General features: G+C 70.4%; 14 protein-coding genes. 4 read left to right on the top strand and 10 right to left on the bottom strand.

Annotated features, from left to right (window positions below; all coding sequences use genetic code 11):
- Positions 1 to 33: 33 nt before the first annotated feature.
- The 9 genes from ABZT17_RS02905 to ABZT17_RS02865 form a co-directional block, all read right to left on the bottom strand.
- The gene (locus tag ABZT17_RS02905; protein WP_356342887.1) at positions 34 to 1,560 is read right to left on the bottom strand and encodes an NCS1 family nucleobase:cation symporter-1; all 1,527 of its coding nucleotides are present in this window, start codon (positions 1,558 to 1,560) and stop codon (positions 34 to 36) included.
- Between the two features lie 143 nt (positions 1,561 to 1,703).
- The gene (locus ABZT17_RS02900) at positions 1,704 to 2,723 is read right to left on the bottom strand and encodes a TIGR03842 family LLM class F420-dependent oxidoreductase (protein WP_356342884.1); all 1,020 of its coding nucleotides are present in this window, start codon (positions 2,721 to 2,723) and stop codon (positions 1,704 to 1,706) included.
- Positions 2,724 to 2,734: 11 nt separating this feature from the next.
- Positions 2,735 to 4,138: a dihydropyrimidinase gene (gene hydA / locus ABZT17_RS02895; protein WP_356342882.1), complete on the bottom strand. Its 1,404-nt coding sequence runs from the start codon at positions 4,136 to 4,138 to the stop codon at positions 2,735 to 2,737.
- Between the two features lie 31 nt (positions 4,139 to 4,169).
- Positions 4,170 to 5,012: a nitrilase-related carbon-nitrogen hydrolase gene (locus ABZT17_RS02890; RefSeq protein ID WP_356342878.1), complete on the bottom strand. Its 843-nt coding sequence runs from the start codon at positions 5,010 to 5,012 to the stop codon at positions 4,170 to 4,172.
- 155 nt (positions 5,013 to 5,167) lie between these two features.
- The gene (locus ABZT17_RS02885; RefSeq protein ID WP_356342876.1) at positions 5,168 to 6,733 is read right to left on the bottom strand and encodes a PucR family transcriptional regulator ligand-binding domain-containing protein; all 1,566 of its coding nucleotides are present in this window, start codon (positions 6,731 to 6,733) and stop codon (positions 5,168 to 5,170) included.
- Positions 6,734 to 6,763: 30 nt separating this feature from the next.
- Positions 6,764 to 8,044, bottom strand: coding sequence for an aspartate aminotransferase family protein (locus tag ABZT17_RS02880; RefSeq protein WP_356342873.1), 1,281 nt, complete (start codon positions 8,042 to 8,044; stop codon positions 6,764 to 6,766).
- The gene (locus ABZT17_RS02875; protein WP_356342871.1) at positions 8,041 to 8,883 is read right to left on the bottom strand and encodes a nitrilase-related carbon-nitrogen hydrolase; all 843 of its coding nucleotides are present in this window, start codon (positions 8,881 to 8,883) and stop codon (positions 8,041 to 8,043) included. Before ABZT17_RS02875 ends, ABZT17_RS02880 begins: the two co-directional genes overlap by 4 nt.
- Positions 8,884 to 9,075: 192 nt before the next feature.
- A complete protein-coding gene (locus tag ABZT17_RS02870) occupies positions 9,076 to 10,917 on the bottom strand; it encodes a hypothetical protein (protein WP_356342868.1) in 1,842 nt (613 codons plus the stop codon).
- Between the two features lie 126 nt (positions 10,918 to 11,043).
- Positions 11,044 to 11,295: a helix-turn-helix transcriptional regulator gene (locus ABZT17_RS02865; RefSeq protein WP_356342866.1), complete on the bottom strand. Its 252-nt coding sequence runs from the start codon at positions 11,293 to 11,295 to the stop codon at positions 11,044 to 11,046.
- Positions 11,296 to 11,339: 44 nt separating this feature from the next.
- Between ABZT17_RS02865 and map the strand changes: the two genes are divergently transcribed.
- Entirely contained in the window at positions 11,340 to 12,119 is a 780-nt protein-coding gene (gene map / locus ABZT17_RS02860) for a type I methionyl aminopeptidase (protein WP_356342864.1), read from the top strand.
- Between the two features lie 236 nt (positions 12,120 to 12,355).
- Positions 12,356 to 14,884 carry an ATP-dependent Clp protease ATP-binding subunit gene (locus tag ABZT17_RS02855; RefSeq protein WP_356342861.1) on the top strand — a complete coding sequence of 843 codons (2,529 nt, stop codon included), beginning with the start codon at positions 12,356 to 12,358 and terminating at the stop codon, positions 14,882 to 14,884.
- Positions 14,885 to 14,937: 53 nt separating this feature from the next.
- On the opposite strand, the gene ggt is transcribed toward ABZT17_RS02855, so the two are convergent.
- Complete coding sequence (gene ggt, locus ABZT17_RS02850; protein WP_356342859.1) at positions 14,938 to 16,746, bottom strand: gamma-glutamyltransferase; 1,809 nt, start codon at positions 16,744 to 16,746, stop codon at positions 14,938 to 14,940.
- A gap of 143 nt (positions 16,747 to 16,889) precedes the next feature.
- Here ggt and ABZT17_RS02845 point away from each other — a divergent pair, with 143 nt between their 5' ends.
- Positions 16,890 to 17,651, top strand: a complete 762-nt coding sequence (locus ABZT17_RS02845) for a hypothetical protein (protein ID WP_356342857.1) — start codon at positions 16,890 to 16,892, stop codon at positions 17,649 to 17,651.
- Between the two features lie 115 nt (positions 17,652 to 17,766).
- A complete protein-coding gene (locus tag ABZT17_RS02840) occupies positions 17,767 to 19,332 on the top strand; it encodes a CocE/NonD family hydrolase (RefSeq protein WP_356342855.1) in 1,566 nt (521 codons plus the stop codon).
- The last annotated feature ends 71 nt before the right edge of the window (positions 19,333 to 19,403 follow it).

Here is a 19,403-nt window from a genome sequence, read left to right as displayed (position 1 = left end):
GCCCTTCGCGGACCGGGAGGCGGAGCCACGGGCTCAGACCTTCAGACGGCCCTTTCCGCGCAGCAGCATCAGACCGAGGTAGAGCGCCATCGAGGTGCCGAGGCCCACCGCCCAGCCGTAGTCCGCGAGGGACTTCAGGAACGGGATGGGCCGTCCGTCGATCAGCGGCTTGAAGTTCGCGCCGCCGACCGCCAGCACACCGCCGACGACGAAGGCCACCACGGCCCGCCAGTTCCAGCCGCCCGCGTACCAGTAGCGGCCGCCCGTACGGTACAGGTCGACCAGGTCGAGCCTGCCGCGGCGCAGGATCCAGTAGTCGGCGATGAGGATGCCGGCGACCGTGCCGAGCAGACCGCCGACCAGGCCCAGCCAGGTGAAGATGTAGCCCTGCGGGTCGGAGTACAGCTTCCACGGGAAGATCAGCACACCGATGACACAGGTGGCGAGGGCACCGGCCCGGAAACTCACCTTCCTGGGCGCGATGTTGGAGAAGTCGAAGGCCGGCGAGACCAGGTTGGCCGCGATGTTCACGGACAGCGTCGCGACCAGCACGGTCACCAGGGCGAACAGCAGGCCGAAGACATTGTCCGTCTTGGCGGCGAGCTGTACCGGGTCCCAGACCGCCTCGCCGTACACCTTCTGCGAGCCGGAGGTGACCAGCACCGACAGCAGCGCGAACAGGGTCATCGTGGTCGGCAGACCGAGGGCCTGGCCGCGCGTCTGGGCCTTCTGGCTCCTGCCGTAGCGGGTGAAGTCGGGGATGTTCAGCGACAGTGTGGACCAGAAGCCGATCATGCCCATCAGGGACGGCCAGAACAGCTTCCAGAAGTCGCCGCCCCAGCCGAGCTTGGAGGGCTGGTCGAGCAGCGGGCCGAAACCGCCGGCCTTGTTGCTCATCCAGATCAGCATCACGATCGCGCCGACGATCACGAAGGGCGCGGCCCAGTTCTCGAAGCGGCGGATCGTCTCCATGCCCCGGTAGATGATGGCGACCTGGAGCACCCAGAAGAGCGCGAACGACAGCCACATCGTCCAGGCGTACCCGCCGACCTTGCCGGCGTCGGACCATCCGTTTCCGATCAGTTTTCCGGCGAGGAAGTAGATCGCCTCACCGCCGATCCAGGTCTGGATGCCGAACCAGCCGCATGCCACCAACGCCCGTACGACGGCGGGGAGGTTGGCGCCGCGGACGCCGAAGCTGGCCCGGGCGAAGACCGGGAAGGGGATGCCGTACTTGGGTCCCGCGTGCCCGGTGAGCAGCATCGGGATCAGCACGATCACATTGGCCAGGGCGATGGTGAGCACCGCCTGCTTCCAGTCCATGCCGACGGCGATCAGACCGGAGGCCAGGGTCCAGGAGGCCGTGTTGTGGGCCATGCCGACCCACAGGGCGGAGAAGTTGTACGTGGTCCAGGTGCGCTTCTCGACCGGGACCGGGAGCAGGTCCTCGTTCGCGTACGGACCGCTGGGCAGGGGGGATCCCGGGGCGATCTCCACGCGACCGTCGTCGAGGGTCACCTGGGCTGTCGGCGGTATGGCCGTGGGAGCGGTGTCGGTCATGGGCAGGCCAATCGATGAGGAGTGGTCCGGAAAGGCCGTGCGGGTCTCCGGCCCCCTCCCCGGGGACGGCCGGGGAGGGGAGAACTGGAGTGGGGGGATGGGGAGTTGAGCGGTTGAGCGGTTTCTACGCGGTTTCGCGGGGGTCAGGCGTTCAGCGCCGGGATGACCTTCGTGCCGTACGCGTCGATCACGGTTTCCTGCGCGTCGTGCATGTCGTACACGGCGAACTGGTCGACGCCCAGCTCACGCAGGGCGTTCAGCTTCTCGATGTGCTTCTCGACCGGTCCGATGAGGCAGAACCGGTCGACGATCTCGTCGGGGACGAACTGGGTGTCGGGGTTGTCCGCGCGGCCGTGGTGCGAGTAGTCGTACCCCTCGCGGGCCTTGATGTAGTCGGTGAGTTCCTCGGGAACTTGCGCGGAGTGCTCACCGTACTTGGAGACCAGGTCGGCGACGTGGTTGCCGACCATGCCGCCGAACCAGCGGCACTGGTCGCGGGCGTGGGCGAGGGCCTCGGGCGAGTCGTCCTCGGTGACATAGGCGGGGGCGGCGACACAGATCTTGACGTCGCCGGGGTCGCGGCCGGCGGCGACGGCCGCGTCCTTGACCGCCTTGACCATGTACTCGGTGAGGTACAGGTCGGCCAGCTGGAGGATGAAGCCGTCGGCCTCCTCGCCGGTCATCTTCAGGGCCTTGGGGCCGTACGCCGCCATCCAGACGGGGAGTTCGGCGCCCGGCTTGATCCACGGGAACCTGATCACCGTGCCGCCGAGGTCGGCCTCCTCGCCCCGGCCGAGGGCGCGGATGACCTTCATGGCCTCGCTGATCCGGGCCAGCGTGTTGGGCTTGCGGCCCGCGACCCGCATCGCGGAGTCGCCGCGGCCGATGCCGCAGACGGTGCGGTTGCCGAACATGTCGTTGAGGGTGGCGAAGGTGGAGGCGGTGACCTCCCAGGTCCGGGTCCCGGGGTTCGTCACCATCGGGCCCACGGTCAGCTTCGTCGTGTTCGCGAGGATCTGACTGTAGATCACGAACGGCTCCTGCCAGAGCACGGCGGAGTCGAAGGTCCAGCCGTACGTGAAGCCGTTGCGCTCCGCCCGCTTCATCAGGCTGACGACCTTCGAGGCCGGCGGGTCGGTCTGCAGGACGAGTCCGAAGTCCATTGGCGCCACTCCTAGTTGAGGTACTGACAGGTGGAGCGCGGGGTGTAGACACCGTGCCCGGCGTGTCCGGTGTACTCCCGCTCGGTGATGACGACCTCGCCGCGCGAGAGCACGGTCTCGACCTGGCCGGTGATGCGCTTGCCCTCGTAGGCCGAGTAGTCGACGTTCATGTGGTGGGTGTCGACCGACAGGACCTGCTCGGCGTTCGGGTCGTAGATGACGATGTCGGCGTCTGCGCCCGGGGCGATGGTGCCCTTCTTCGGGTACATGCCGAACATCCGGGCCGGGGAGGCGCAGGCGATCTCGATCCAGCGGCGCCGGCTGATGTGCCCGTCGACGACGGCCTGGTGGAGCAGGTCCATACGGTTCTCGACGCCCGGAAGGCCGTTGGGGATCTTCGAGAAGTCGCCGCGGCCGAGCTCCTTCTGGCCCACGAAGCAGAAGGGGCAGTGGTCGGTGGAGACGACCTGGAGGTCGTTCGTCCTGAGTCCCTGCCAGAGCTTGGCCTGGTGCTCCTTGGGCCGCAGCGGTGTGCTGCACACGTACTTCGAGCCCTCGAAGTCGGGCTCGGCGAGGTTGTCGGTCGACAGGAAGAGGTACTGGGGGCAGGTCTCGCCGAACACGTTCAGGCCCTCGTCGCGCGCCCGCGCCAGCTCGGCCACCGCCTCCATGGCCGAGACGTGCACGACGTACAGCGGGGCGCCCGCGACCTGGGCGAGCTTGATGGCACGGTGGGTGGCCTCGGCCTCCAGGAGCGCCTTGCGCACCTCTCCGTGGTAGCGCGGGTCGGTCTCGCCGCGCGCCAGCGCCTGCTCGACCAGGACGTCGATGGCGATACCGTTTTCCGCGTGCATCATGATCAGGCCGCCGTTCTCGGCGGAGCGCTGCATGGCACGGAGGATCTGGCCGTCGTCCGAGTAGAAGACGCCGGGGTAGGCCATGAACTGCTTGAAGGAGGTGACGCCCTCCTCGACCAGCAGGTCCATCTCCTTGAGCGTCTCCTGGTTCACATCGGAGACGATCATGTGGAAGGCGTAGTCGATCGCGCAGTTGCCCTCGGCCTTCGCGTGCCAGGCGTCCAGCCCCTCGCGCAGGGAGTGGCCGACGCTCTGCACCGCGAAGTCGACGATCGTGGTCGTACCGCCCCAGGCGGCGGCCCGGGTCCCGGTCTCGAAGGTGTCGGAGGCGAAGGTGCCGCCGAAGGGCAGCTCCATGTGGGTGTGGGCGTCGACGCCGCCGGGGATGACGTACTTCCCGGTGGCGTCGATGGTCCGGTCGGCGGTGAACGACTGCGCCGCCGGCGTGCCGGAGGCGGCGAGGGCGGCGATGCGGCCGTCCTCGATCAGCACGTCGGCGTGGATCTCGTCGGACGCGGTGATGACGAGGCCACCGCGGATGACGGTACGGCTGCTCATGTTCCCTCTCCTGCCAGGGTCGTTGGTTCGGTCAGGGTGCGGTCAGCGGGGAGTACGCGTCGGGACGGCGGTCGCGGAAGAACTGCCAGCGGTCCCTGACCTCGCGGAGCTTGGCCAGGTCGAGGTCGCGGACCACGAGTTCGGTCTCCTTGTCGCTCGCCACCTCGCCGACGAACTGGGCCTCCGGGTCCACGAAGTAGCTCGTGCCGTAGAAGTCGTTGTCGCCCAGCTCCTCGACACCGACCCGGTTGATCGCACCGACGAAGTACTCGTTGGCGACGGCCGCGGCCGGCTGCTCCAGCTGCCACAGATAGGCGGACAGACCGCGCGAGGTGGCCGACGGGTTGAAGACGATCTCCGCGCCCTCCAGGCCCAACGCCCGCCAGCCCTCCGGGAAGTGGCGGTCGTAGCAGATGTAGACGCCGATCCGCCCGACGGCCGTGTCGAAGACCGGCCAGCCCGCGTTGCCGGGGCGGAAGTAGAACTTCTCCCAGAAGCCCGGCACTTGGGGAATGTGGTGCTTGCGGTACTTGCCGAGGTACGAGCCGTCGGCGTCGATCACGGCCGCGGTGTTGTAGAGGACTCCGGGCTGCTCCTCCTCGTACATCGGCAGGATCAGGACGAGACCCAGTTCCCTGGCCAACGCCTGGAAGCGCTTGACGATCGGGCCGTCCGGGATCGCTTCCGCGTACTCGTAGAACGCCTTGTCCTGGACCTGGCAGAAGTAGGGTCCGTAGAACAGCTCCTGGAAGCACAGGACCTGAGCACCCTGCGCGGCCGCGTCGCGGGCCGCCTGCTCGTGTACCTGGATCATCGACTCCTTGTCGCCCGTCCACGCGGTCTGGAAGAGGGCGGCGCGAATCACTCTGCTCATCGGGACCTCCGGTCGCTCGGTGTGCGAGAAGACTAGGAAGTCCGAAAACCGGCTTTGAGTTGCAGCGTGTCACGTCTGCGGGCGTGCGGCGTGTCACGGTGTCACCCTCTCGTGGGCCCATGTTTCACCGCCGTTTTCCCAGGTCGTGGCATGTTTCAGCTCTGTTGCGCGTCGTGCGCGAGAAGCGCGATGTGCACGGAGGCGGCCTGCTCGAAGTCGTCGAGGTCGACGCCGAGCCGACCCTGTATGGCCTCCAGCCGGCGGTAGAGCGCGGGCCGGGAGACATGGTGGAGCTGGGCGGTGCGGGACTTGTTGCGGCCGGTGGCGAGATAGGTGCGCAGGACCAGCAGCAGATCGTCGTCGGCCGAGCACAGCAGCCCGTCCAGTTCCCGCTCCGCGAACGACTGGACGTGGGGATCGTCCCGCAGCAGGCGGATCAGGCCCCGCAGATGGACGTCCTTCAGCCGTACGACCGCCGGGAGGTCGAGGACGTCGGAGGAGTCCGCGACGGCGTCGGCGACATGCTGCGCCTCGCGCAGGCCCGCCGGCACGTCGTCCCAGGCGATGCGCGGATCGGCGGCCGCCACGACCGACTTCGGCGACACCGACTCCGTACGGAGCCTCGCCGCGAAGTGCGCGGTCAGCGCCTCGGCGTCCTGGTCCCGGGCGAGGCTGAGCAGCACGGCGGTGGCTTCCCCCGCGAGCTCGGCGACAAGACCGGGCAGCCCCAGCATCCGCAGCACCCGGTCCAGTTGGGCGGGGTCCCCGTCCCGGACGACCAGCGGTACGAAGGTCCGCCGGTTGACCGGCAGTCCGGCCGCACGGGCGCGCGGCAGCAGCTGCCTGGCCGCCACGACACCGCTCACCAGGTCGGTCAGCAGGCTCTGCGCCGACTGCTCCTCCCAGGTGTGGGCCGAGGTGCCGCCCAGCATCCGGTGCAGCACGAGGGCCTCGGCGGCCCGGTCGGCCAGCAGCCGTCCGGTGGCGGTGTCGCCGCGGTAACCGCACAGCATGATCTGACCCCAGCGTTCCCCGCGCCCGCCCAGTTCGGCACGGATCCAGCCGTCGCCCTCGCTGCCGCCGGCCTGCCGGGAGATGCGCTCCCAGTCGCGCAGCACGTCGTCCACCGCGGAGCGCTCCCCCGCCGTGGCGAGGACACGGTGGGCGAGGTTGGTGACGACGACCGGGCAGGCGCTGTGCTGGGCGATTTCGTCGAGGAGGCGTTGCAGCGGGGCGCCGGCGGTGATGAGCCCGGTCAGGGCGGTCCGTACGGACTCCGAGAGACTCACGGCGGCGAACTTCCGCCGTACCAGCCGGGCCTGGACCTCCTCCGTCAACTCCGCGAAGGGGAAGGGGCGGTGGAGGACGACCATGGGCAGCCCGCACCGTTCGGCGGCCCGGCGCATGACGTCCGGGGGCGAGGGAAAGGCACGGCCCAGTCCCAGCACCACCGCCGCGGCCTCGGCGCGGTGCAGGGAGCGGATGTACTCGGCCTGTTTCTCCTCGTCGCCGGCGAGCAGCACCCCGGTGGTGAGCACCATCTCGCCGCCGCTGAGCATCACGCCCACGTCGGGGGCCTCGGCGACATGCACCCAGCGCACCGGCCGGTCGAGCTGGGCGGCGCCCGCCACCACCTCGGGCTCGCCGGCGAGGACCCGTTCCAGGGCCAGCACCTGACGTACCGACAGAGCCGGTTCGAAGGTCCCGAAGGTGGTGGTCATGGCGCTTGTCCCTTGCTCAGTGCGCTGCTGCTACAGGCTCCGCAGAGCGCTTTCGAGGATCGCGGCGCCCTCCTCGGCCTCGGCGACCGTGAGGGACAGGGGCGGGGCGATGCGCAGGGCGCTGGTGTTGTGGCCGCCGCCCTTGCCGATGAGGAGGCCGTCGGCGCGGGTCGCCTCCAGTACGGCGGCCGCGGCGTCCGGATCGGCCTCGTCGGTCCCGGGCTTCACCAGCTCGATGCCGAGCATCAGGCCGCGCCCGCGGACCTCCCGCACCTGCGGAACCTGCGCCGCGACCGCCCGCAGCCGCTCGATGAGCAGTCCGCCCACGCGCCGGGCGTTGCCCTGGAGGTCGTGTTCCAGCAGGTAGGTGAGGTTGGCGAGGCCGGCCGCCATGGTGATCTGGGTGCCGCCGAACGTCGAGATGCTGTTGGCGTCCAGGCAGTTCATGATCTCGGCGCGGGCGACGACACCGCCGATGGAGCTGCCGTTGCCGATGCCCTTGGCGAAGGTGAGGATGTCCGGCGGGCCGCTCCGGTCGTGCGCCTGCCAGCCCCAGAAGTGGTCACCGGTGCGGCCCCAGCCGGTCTGCACCTCGTCGGCGATCCAGAGGATGCCGCGCTCGGCGAGGACCTCGCGGAAGGCGGCGTAGAGGCCGTCCGGCCCGGAGGTGAAGCCGCCGACGCCCTGGATCGGCTCGGCGATCAGGGCCGCGGGCGGGCGGGTGTGGCCGAGGAGGTCCTTCAGGTCGTCGACGCAGGCCGCGATGAAGTCGTCGTCGCCGAGGGAGGCGTACGGGCCCCGGGTGCGGACGCCGCCGTGGACGTAGAGCGTCTGGAGCGGGGACAGCGAGGTCGGGGACCAGCCGCGGTTGCCGGTGATGCCGACCGCGCTGAAGGAACGGCCGTGGTAACTGTTGCGCATCGCCAGGATCGTGTTGCTGCGGCGATACGTCGTCGCGAGCAGCAGAGCCGTGTCGTTGGCCTCGGTGCCGGAGGTCGTGAAGAAGACGCGGGCGTCCGGGATGCCGCTCAACTGGGCGATGCGCTCGGCCAGTTCGACCATCGGCCGGTTGAGGTACAGGGTCGAGGAGTGCAGGATCCGCCCGGCCTGCTCGCTCACCGCCTTCGTCACCTCGGGCAGCGCGTGCGCGGTCATCGTGGTGAGGATGCCGCCGAAGAAGTCGAGGTACTTGTTGCCGTCCGAGTCCCAGACGTGCCGGCCCTCGCCGTGGGTGATCTCCAGCGGGTCCTCGTAGTAGAGGGCGAGCCAGTCCGGCAGGACGGATCGGTGACGTGCGTACAGGTCGCTCACGGCTGCACCAGCCCTTCGTAGGCGTCGGGTCGTCGGTCTCGGTAGAACGCCCACTGCTGGCGCACTTCCTCGATCAGGTCGAAGTCGAGGTCGCGGACGACCAGTTCCTCCTTGCTGTCGCTCGCGGTCTCCCCCACGAACTGTCCGCGCGGGTCGACGAAGTACGACGTGCCGTAGAAATCGTTGTCCCCGTACTCCTCCTGTCCCACGCGGTTGATCGCGGCGACGAAGTACTCGTTGGCGACGGCCGCGGCCGGCTGCTCGAGCCGCCAGAGGTGGGAGGAGAGTCCGCGGTGGGTGGCCGACGGGTTGTAGACCAGCTGGGCGCCGTTGAGGCCGAGCTGCCGCCAGCCCTCGGGGAAGTGGCGGTCGTAGCAGATGTATACGCCGACCCTTCCGACCGCGGTGTCGAAGACGGGCCACCCGACGTTGCCCGGCTTGAAGTAGTACTTCTCCCAGAAACCCTTTACCTGCGGGATGTGGTGCTTGCGGTACTTGCCGAGGAAGGCGCCGTCGGCGTCGATCACGGCGGCGGTGTTGTAGTAGAAACCGGACTGCTCGACCTCGAAGACCGGCACGACGATCACCATGCCCGTCTCACGTGCGAGGTCCTGCATACGCCTCACGGTCGGGCCGTCGGGCACCGGCTCGGCCCAGCGGTAGTGCTCCGGTTCCTGGACCTGGCAGAAGTAGGGGGCGTTGAAGACCTCCTGGAAACCGATGATCTTCGCACCCTGGCGGGCCGCCTCGCGGGCGTGCTCCTCGTGTTTCGCCACCATGGACTCGGTGTCGCCGGTCCAGGTGGCCTGGACCAGAGCGGCGCGTACGACGTTGGCCATGAGCTGCTCCTTCGGCGGGTCGTCAGAGCCTCTACGCCCGTAGACAAGGCCGTAGAGGGATGAACGTAAGCCTCCGGGAGAGCCTTGCCAAGACCATCGCCGTTAACCCGCGAAGTCGATCACGTTTCACACTCCTGTGGGTGAGCGGAGGGGCCGATGGGACGGGACGAGGAAGGCCCCAGGACTCTGCTGTCAGGCGGCGAAACCGGCGACCCGGAGGGCGTGCACCAGGTCCCAGTGTCGCTCGTCCGACACGCTTCGCGCGGCCTGGAGCAGCAGCGGTACGAGGGTGTCCGGGTCGAGCTCCGCGCTGCGGGCCGCCTCCTCGGGGGTGCGGACCCGGACGTACGCGTCGAGCAGCGCGCCCACCTCACGCCGGCGCCCCTCGCCGACCAGGCCGAGCACGGCCGTCCCGATCTCCGCGGCGGGCCGGGCGACGCCCTGCCGCAGGATCTGTTCGCCGTCCGGCCCGCGCCCGGCCGCGACCAGCGCGTCCGCCGCCGCGACCAGCCGTTCGGCGGGCAGTGAGGCGGCCTCCCAGAGCAGGGTCACCCAGTCGGCCCCGAGCCCCGCGCGCTGCAGCTCACCCGCGAGCAGCGGGAACCGGGCGGCGGGCCAGTACGCGGCCTCGACGAGCAGGGCGTGCGCCTCCCCGGTGCGCCCCTCCGTCCGCAGCCGCACCAGCCTCGCCACGCCTTCGGCGACCTCACGCGCCGCCTCCGGGTCCAGCGCCTCGGCCCGCGGCTCGGCCGACCGCGCGGCCGACGCCTCGCCACCTCCGGCGAAACGGGCTCCGCGCGGGGTCCGGCCGGTGGAAGCGTCCGGACCGGGAAGAACGGGTCCGGACGCGGGCGGTACGACGACGGGGGCGGCGGCCTCCTCGACCATTCCGGCGAAACGCGCGCTGCCCCGGCGGCGCTTGCGCTGTCTGGGAGCGGGCTCCTGGGACGACGGGGCGTCGGGGCCTGCCTGCGTCGAGCCGGAGGAGTCCGCCGCGGGGGCCGAGAGTGCTGGGGCCGAGAGTGCTGGGGCATCCGGGGATGCAGGGGCGGGCGCCGAGGATCCCGGGACCGGCGCTGCGGGGACAGCCCGTGCCGGGGCGGCCTGTGTGGAGGCGCCCTGCCCGTGGGTGGCTCGCGTCGGGGTGGTCCGCGCGGGAGCGGACTGGGCGGGAGCGGACTGGGCGGGAGCGGACTGGGCGGGAGCGGCCTGCGCGGGCCCGAAGAATTCGGTGCGCGGGTCGTCCTGTCGGGGTGCGCTCGGGGACCCCGCGTCGAACGCGGCCGGCCGCCACGGTGCGCCCGCCTCCGCCCGGCCCTGCCGCGCCGTCCAGGACTCGGCGTCGTACGCACCGTGCCGCGGTCCGGCGACGCCGTGATCGCGCAGGTCACGCCGCAGGCCCTCGGGGTCCCGCCGGTGCCCGTCGCGGGAGGGGTCCGCGCGGTCCGTGAAGTCGTCCTCTCCGTGGTACGCCGCGCCCTGCGAGAACCGGCCGCGGCGCATCGCCTCCGCTCGTCCGTCCGTCACCCGCCGGTCCGACTCGGCCATCCGGGAGCGGAGTTCGGCGCACCGGGCGGTGGCTCGTTCATGGTCGTCCCGGGCCCAGGCGAGATCGAGGCGGATGGTGTCGGCCTCCTGCCGGGTGGTGGCGGAGGCGAGCAGCCGGCCGAGATGCGCCTGGCGTTCGGCGGCGTAACGCTGTTCACGGAGCATGACGTCGAGCCGGTCGCCGAGGGCGTCCCGGCCACCGGGGCGGGCGTCGTACGCGAGGAGCGCGGCGGTGTGCAGCGCGCGGGCGCGCTCCGCCTCCTGGTGCACCGCACCCGCGCCGAACTGTGCCGCGAGATCCTGCAGCAGCGCCTCCACCACGTCCCAGGGCGGCACTTCACGCCCTTCGAGACAGGCCCGCATCCCGTCGGGGTCTCGCTGCCAGAACACCGCGCACCATCCGCCGTCCTGACGCAGGCGCGCCAGCAGGCCGTTCAGATAGTTCGCGAACTCCCGCACCCGCCCCGGAAGTTGATCCACAGCCATCGCACGACTCCCACCCGACCGGACCACTCCGGTTCCGTAGGCAACACCAGTCGTGTTACGAGGGCGCTACGGGGAGTTTGCGACGGGAGTGCGGACGGCTCATTACGGGATCTTGACCGATATGCGTCACACCACCACGAGTGCGCACCGCTCGACGAGTTCGTCCATGGACAGACCGAGCGTCCGGGCGAGCGCGGCGACGGTGAAGAAGGCCGGCGTCGGGGCCCGCCCCGTCTCGATCTTGCGCAGCGTCTCCGCGGAGATGCCCGCCGCGGCCGCGACATCCGTCATGCTTCGCCCGCCGCGGGCCTCGCGCAGCAACCGGCCGAGCCGCTCGCCGCGTTCGCGTTCTTCCGGGGTGAGAGGGGTGCGCACCATGCCGCCATTCTAACCCGGTCAAACAAGCCGGTATATTAATTGGTATGGTGGAACTGAAGACAGACACGTCGATCGACGCGATGCACGAGGCGGGCCGGGTCGTCGGGCGAGCCCTGACGGCCGCACGGGAGGCGGCCGACGTGGGCGTCTCGCTGCTGGAGCTGGACGAGGCGGCGCGCGCGGTGCTGCGGGAGACCGGGGCGTCCTCCCCCTTCCTCGGCTACCGGCCCTCCTTCGCGCCCGTCCCCTTCCCGGCCGTCATCTGCGCCTCGGTCAACGACGCGATCGTGCACGGCATCCCGACCACCTACCGGCTGCGCGACGGCGATCTCGTCTCCGTCGACTGCGGCGCCGAACTCGGAGGCTGGGTGGGCGACTCGGCGATCAGCTTCACGGTGGGCGAGCCGCGCCCGGCCGACCTGCGGCTGATCGGGACCGCGGAGCGCGCCCTCACCGCCGGCATCGCGGCGGCGGTCGTCGGCAACCGCGTCGGCGACATCGCGCACGCGATCGGCACGGTGTGCCGTGAGGCCGGCTACGGCATCCCGCAGGGCTTCGGCGGGCACGGCATCGGCCGCCGTATGCACGAGGACCCGGGCGTCCCCAACGAGGGCCGCCCCGGGCGCGGGTTCCGGCTGCGCCACGGCATGGCCATCGCGATCGAGCCCATGCTGATCGGCGGCGGCCGAGACGGCTACCACGAGGCCCCGGACGGCTGGACCCTGCGCACCGACGACGGCTCGCGCGCGGCGCATGTGGAACACACCATCGCCGTCATGGACGCCGGGCCGCGGATCCTGACGGAACGCGATCCGGTGAACTGACGGAGCCCGTCCCGGGGAAGTGACCCGCCGAGGCGGGGCATGTGGCCGTCCCGGGCCCGGTGCGGCCGCCCGTCGCCTCGGCCGCCCCATCTCCCGTCGTCCCTTGAGGTGCCCGCTCCCGGCGGCCGTGGGAAGGTGGTGTAACCGGGCCCTGCAGGGGCACCCGCGTGGACCGGCACGTCGATCAGCGAGCGCGTCCCGCCAGGCGACGGGACGCCGGAACGGAACGAACGCTCATGACCAGCGGATTCCCCGGTCCAGGCGACTTCGGATCGGATCCCTTCCAGGAATTCTTCGCCCGCTTCTTCGGCGGACCGCGCCAGGGCCCCCGGCAGATAGACATCGGCCGTCTGCTCAGTCAGCCGGCCCGGGAGCTGGTCCGCGGTGCCGCCCAGTACGCGGCCGAGCACGGCAGTCGCGACCTGGACACCCAGCATCTGCTGCGGGCCGCGCTCGCCGCCGAGCCGACCCGCAGTCTGCTCAGCCGGGCGGGCGCGGACCCCGACTCCCTGGCCTCGGAGATCGACGAGCGCTCCGGCCCGGTCCAGCACACGCCCGAGGAGGCCCCACCGCCCACCTCGCTCTCCCTGACCCCGGCCGTCAAACGCGCCCTTCTCGACGCCCATGAACTGGCCCGGGCGAGCGGCACCGGCTACATCGGCCCCGAGCACGTCCTCAGCGCGCTGGCCGCGAACCCCGACTCGGCGGCCGGCCACATCCTCAACTCGGCCCGTTTCGCGCCCACCGGGCTCCCCGCCGAGACCCCGGACACGGCGCCACCCCGCACCGAACGCCCCCGCTCCACGGGCACCCCCACCCTCGACAAGTACGGCCGCGACCTCACCGACCTGGCCCGGCAGGGCCGTATCGATCCGGTGATCGGCCGGGACGACGAGATCGAGCAGACCATCGAGGTCCTCTCCCGGCGCGGCAAGAACAACCCGGTGCTCATCGGTGACGCGGGCGTCGGCAAGACGGCCGTCGTCGAGGGGCTGGCCCAGCGGATCGCCGACGGTGACGTGCCCGACGTCCTGACCGGACGACGTGTGGTCGCCCTGGACCTCACCGGTGTCGTCGCGGGCACCCGCTACCGGGGCGACTTCGAGGAGCGCCTCAACACCATCGTCACCGAGATCCGCACCCACTCCGAGCAGTTGATCGTCTTCATCGACGAACTGCACACGGTCGTCGGTGCCGGCTCGGGCGGCGAGGGCGGCGCGATGGACGCGGGCAACATCCTCAAACCGGCGCTGGCCCGGGGCGAGTTGCACATCGTCGGCGCCACGACGCTGGAGGAGTTCCGCCGTATCGAGAAGGACGCGGCCCTGGCCCGCCGCTTCCAGCCCATCCTGGTCCCCGAACCCTCGGTCCCCGACACGATCGAGATCCTGCGCGGTCTGCGCGACCGCTACGAGGCCCACCACCAGGTCCGCTACACGGACGAGGCACTGGTGGCCGCCGTCGAGCTCTCCGACCGCTATCTCACCGACCGCCGGCTGCCCGACAAGGCCATCGACCTGGTCGACCAGGCGGGCGCCCGGGTCCGCCTCCGCTCCCGCACCAAGGGCACAGACGTACGGACCCTGGAGCGCGAGATCGAGCAGCTGACCCGGGACAAGGACCAGGCGGTCGCCGACGAGCAGTACGAGGAGGCGACCCGACTGCGCGACCGTATAGGCGAGTTGAAGCAGCGCATCACGGACGCGACCGGCGACGAGGAGGCCGACGAGGGCCAGCTGGAGGTGACGGCCGAGGCGATCGCCGAGGTGGTCTCCCGCCGGACCGGCATCCCGGTCGCCAGCCTCACACAGGAGGAGAAGGAGAAACTGCTGGGCCTGGAGGAGCACCTCCACCAGCGGGTCGTGGGCCAGGACGAAGCGGTCGCCGTCGTCTCCGAGGCGGTCATGCGCTCCCGCGCCGGCCTGGCGAGCCCCGACCGCCCGATCGGCAGCTTCCTCTTCCTGGGCCCCACGGGTGTGGGCAAGACGGAACTGGCCCGCGCCCTCGCCGAGGCCCTCTTCGGCAGCGAGGAGCGCATGGTCCGCCTGGACATGAGCGAGTACCAGGAGCGCCACACGGTCAGCCGCCTGGTGGGCGCCCCGCCCGGCTATGTGGGCCACGAGGAGGCGGGCCAGCTGACCGAGGTGGTCCGCCGGCACCCCTACTCGCTCCTCCTGCTCGACGAGGTCGAGAAGGCCCACCCGGACGTCTTCAACATCCTCCTCCAGGTCCTGGACGACGGCCGTCTCACCGACTCCCAGGGCCGCACGGTGGACTTCACCAACACGGTCGTCGTCATGACGAGCAACCTCGGCTCCGAGGCCGTCACCCGCAAGGGCGCGGGTATCGGCTTCGGCGCGGGCGGCTCGGAGGCCGACGAGGAGGCCCGCAGGGAACAGATCCTGCGCCCCCTGCGCGACCACTTCCGGCCCGAGTTCCTCAACCGCATCGACGAGATCGTCGTCTTCCGCGAGCTGACGGCCGGTCAGCTCCGGGAGATCACCGACCTGTTGCTGGAGAAGACCCGCCGTCTGATGCGGGCCCAGGACATCGCGGTCACCTTCACCGACGCGGCGGTCGACTGGCTGGCGGAACGCGGCTACCAACCGGAGTACGGAGCACGTCCGTTGCGTCGCACCATCCAGCGAGAGGTCGACAACCAGCTGTCGCGCCTGCTCCTGAACGGCACGATCGCGGAGGGCGTCCGGGTGACGGTGGACGCGACGGACGGCGCCTTGGAATTCCGTGCGGGTGACGGTTCTTGAGGCCGCGGGCGGATTTCGGTCCGCCCACGGCCTTCAGGAGCCTGGGCGACTCGCTACGGGGCAGGGTCCACCACCTGAGCCGACCCGCCACCCCGCCGTACCGTCTCCGCGGCCGCCAGCCACTTCCCGCCCGGCAACCGCTGCACACCGGTGGCGGCCCCGATCTCGGGATTCAGGCTGAACGACTGCCCGATGGCCTCGAGTCGAGCCCTCAGCCCGGCCGCACCGGTGTCGTTGTAGAGCGCCGGCTCCATATCGGTCCTGGCCGCGTTGCGCTGGCTCACCCGTGGCGCGGCGATCGCGTCGACCAGCGGCAGATGCCGGTCCAGGAACTCGGTGAGCACCTGCAGCACCGTCGTGATGATGGTCGCGCCGCCGGGCGAACCCAGCGCCACCACCGGCCGGTTGTTCCTGTCCAGCACGATCGTCGGTGAGATGGAGGACCGCGGCCGCTTCCCCGGTCCGGGCAGGTTCGGGTCGTGCACGGCGGGGTTGGCCGGCGCGAACGAGAAGTCGGTCAGCTCGTTGTTCAGCAGGAACCCGCGCCCGGGAACCGTGATCGCGCTGCCACCGGTCTGCTCGATCGTCAGCGTGTAGGAGACGACGTTCCCCCACTTGTCGGCGACCGTCAGATGCGTGGTGTTCTCCCCCTCGTACGTCGTGGGAGCCGCCGTACCGCCGGCCCCGCACGCCGCCGGATGGCGGGGGTCCCCCGGCGCGACCGGACTGGTCAGCGTCGCGTCGTCCTTGATCAGGCAGGCGCGTGAGTCGGCGTACCGCTGCGACAGCAGCTCCTTGGTCGGTACGTCCTCGAAGGCCGGGTCCCCGACCCACCGCCCCCGGTCCGCGAACGCGATCCGGCTCGCCTCGATGAAGTGGTGCAGGTACTGGACCTCGCTCGCCTTCGAAAGGTCCGTGTTCTCCAGGATGTTGAGCGCCTCGCCCACGGTCGTGCCACCGGAGGACGAAGGAGCGATCGAGTAGACGCCCAGTCCGCGGTACGAAGTCCTCGTGGGAGCCTGCACCTTGGCCCGGTACGCGGCGAGATCCTTCTCCGACAGCTTTCCGGCCCGTGCGTTCCATCCCGAACTGGGGTCCACGGGCGGATGCTCGACCGTGTTCACGATGTCCTGTCCCAGGTCACCGCGGTAGATCGCCCCGACCCCCTTCTTCCCCAACTCCTCGTACGTCTTGGCGAGTTCGGGATTCCTGAACGTCGACCCCACCACCGGCAGCTGCCCGCCCGGCAGGAACAGCTTCGCCGTGTCCGGGAAGTACCTGAACCGGGTCTCGTTGGCGGAGGTCTGTGAGCGGAAGGTGTCGTCGACCACGAACCCGTTACGGGCGATCCGCTCGGCCGGCTTCAGCACCGTCCCGAGTCCTCTGCTGCCCCACTCGTCCAGCGCCGTCTGCCAGGTGGCCGGCGTCCCCGGCGTGCCCACGCTCAGCCCGCTGCTGACGGCGTCGGCGAAGGCGAGCGGCTTGCCGTTCTCCAGGAAGAGGTCGGAGCCGGCGGTCAGCGGCGCGGTCTCACGGCCGTCGATGGTGTGCACCGTACGGGACTTGGCGTCGTAGTAGACGAAGTAGCCGCCGCCCCCGATGCCGGAGGAGTACGGCTCGGTGACGCCGAGTGCGGCGGCCGTGGCGACGGCGGCGTCGACCGCGTTGCCGCCCTTGCGCAGGACCTCGATACCGGCGGCGGAGGCGTCCGCGTCGACGCTCGCGACAGCGCCCCCATAGCCGACGGCGACCGGAACTTTCGCGGGGGTGGCGTCGGAGGCCGGCGGTGCCGCCGCCCCCACCGACACCACGGCGGCCGAGACCGCCAGGACCGACAGTTTCCGCGCGACAGGGCGACGCATCCGTACCTCCAGTCAGGGACGTCCGCGCAGCGTAACCAGAACGCACAGGTGCCCGACAGCCCCATTCCGGCTGCTGTCATGCGAATGCCACAGATCGAACACCGGTACGTACCAGCCATCTCGGCCCGCTAGCATGCGCGCCCATGAATGACGACGTGCGCAACATCGTCCTGGGCGTGGTCGCGGCCGGCATCAGCGCCGCCCTCGGCTGGCTGGCCCGTACCTATCTGTGGCGGCGCAGGCTCCGCCGTAAGCAGGCCTTCCTCGGACTGCCGGAGAACTCGGAGTCGCTGCTCGTCGTCAACCGCGACTCGGCCACCGCCGAGCCCGCGGTGCACCGTTTCGACGTGTTCGCGCTGCTCGAACTCTCCGCGCTCATCAAGGACTGCGGGGCCCAGTTCCATGTGGTCACCCAGGACGCGGTGCACCAGGGCTTCGGCGAGCGCACCGAGTTCTGCGTCGGCGGACCCGGGTCCAACCGCCGCATGGTGGCGCACATGTCGGCGATGCTGCCGGGCGTCCGGGTGAACATCGATCCCGAACCCGGCCCGGACCGGGGCGCGTTCCAGGTCGGCACCGAGCGCTACCGCATGGACCCGGGCGTCACGGAGTACGTCCTGCTGGCCCGGCTGACCGCCGGCGAGCAGCAGAGCCGCCCCGTCTTCCTCTTCTGCGGACAGCGCGCCATCACCAACCAGGCCGCCACCCGCTATCTGGCCCGCAACCACGAGCGACTGTCCCGCAAGTACGGCGCGAGCTCCTTCGTACTGCTGCTGAGAGTGGTCAACTCGCAGGCGTACGGCCCGGATGTGGTGGAACTGGTCGGCGATGTGACCCGCGAGGCGCGGGCTCCGCTGCCCGCGGCGGCGGCCCCGGCTCCTCGTAACTCCCACCGCTCCTCCTGAATTGATTCACATGACAACAATCGTTACCCGCACGTAACTTACCGACGGGTTACTTACGGTAAGGCGTCGCGGTTACCGTCTGGTCACTTTGCACTGACACGAGTGAGGAGTGACCGTGGGACACCATCGCAAGGCCCTGCGTACGACCGCCGTGGGCGCCGTCTCCGCGACACTGATCGCCGGTGGCGTCCTCGCGACCGCCCCGACCGCGCGGGCCGCGGACACCGTCCGCTTCGTCGACATCGCCGGCGACGGCGGCACCGTCCTCAAGGGGAACGTCGTCACGCCCGCGGGCGCCGACGGCACGCGCCGCTACCCACTGCTGGTGATGCCCACGAGCTGGGGCTTCCCCCAGATCCAATACCTCGCCCAGGCCCAGAAGTTGGCCGACTCCGGTTACGTCGTGGTCAGTTACAACGTACGCGGGTTCTGGCAGTCCGGCGGCGAGATAGAAGTGGCCGGACCACCGGACGTGGCCGACGCGTCCAAGGTCATCGACTGGGCGCTCGCCAACTCCCCCGCGGACTCGGGGCACATCGGCATGGCGGGCGTCTCCTACGGCGCCGGGATCAGCCTGCTCGCCGCCGCGCACGACAAGCGGATCAAGGCGGTCGCCGCGCTCAGCGGCTGGGCCGACCTGATCGGCTCGATCTACTCCGGTCGCACCCAGCACGTACAGGCCGCGGCCCTGCTGGACGGGGTGAGTCTGGTCACCGGCCGGCAGAGCCCCGAGGCCCGCCAGGTCTTCGACGACTTCTACGCCTCCAACCTCTCCAAGGAACAGGAGATCATCGGCTGGGGGAAGAAACGTTCCCCCGCCACCTATACGGATCAGCTCAACAAGAACGGCACGGCGCTCATGCTCGCCAACGCCTGGGGCGACACGATCTTCCCGCCCAACCAGTACACGGACTTCTACGAGAGGCTGACCGGGCCGAAGAGACTCGAGTTCCGCCCGGGCGACCACGCCACCGCCGAGCTGACCGGCCTGTTCGGGCTGCCCAACGACGTGTGGACGGACACCGAGCGCTGGTTCGACCACTACCTCAGGGGCGCGGACAACGGCATCAACCGCGAGGAACCGGTTGAGCTCAAGTCCCGTTCCACCGACGGCTACGAGGGTTACCCGGACTGGAAGTCGGTCGGCGCGACCCGGAAGAAGATCGCCCTCGCGGGCACCACCACGATCCACACCAACGTCGACTCCGGCGCGGACGGCGGGACCGTCTTCCTCTCCAGCATCCTCGACCAGGTGGCCAGGATCCCGCCGATCGCCTCGATCCCCCTGCTCCCCCGCCGCTGGGCCGCCGTATGGCAGTCGGAGAAGTACGCCATCGTCCAACAGGTGCGCGGCACCGCGACGTTGCACACCACCCTCACCCCGACCGAGGAGAGCGGCACCCTCGTCGCCTACCTCTACGACGTGGGGCCGCTCGGCCTCGGCAAGCTGGTCAGCAACGCGCCGTACACCTTCCACGGGCGTACACCGGGAAAGCCGTTCGGCGTCGACCTGGAGCTGTTCTCCACGGCCTACGACGTCCCGGCAGGGCACCGGCTGGCCCTGGTCGTCGACACGGTCGACCCGCTCTACATCGAGCACAACCCGTCCGGCGCGCAGCTGACCTTCTCCTCGCCGTCGAACGACCCGTCGTACGTGTCGATCCCGCTGCGCGAGCAGTGATCTCCGGCTGCGGCCGGGCGGGGAGGGCTCTACGGCTCAGTCCTCCCCGAGGTACTTGTTCGCTTCACGCA

Origin of the sequence: Streptomyces sp. NPDC005648, from assembly GCF_040605395.1 — a bacterium.
GTDB lineage: Bacteria > Actinomycetota > Actinomycetes > Streptomycetales > Streptomycetaceae > Streptomyces.
The sequence above is the reverse complement of the archived record's forward strand: the minus strand, read 5'-3'. Positions and strand labels throughout refer to the sequence as shown.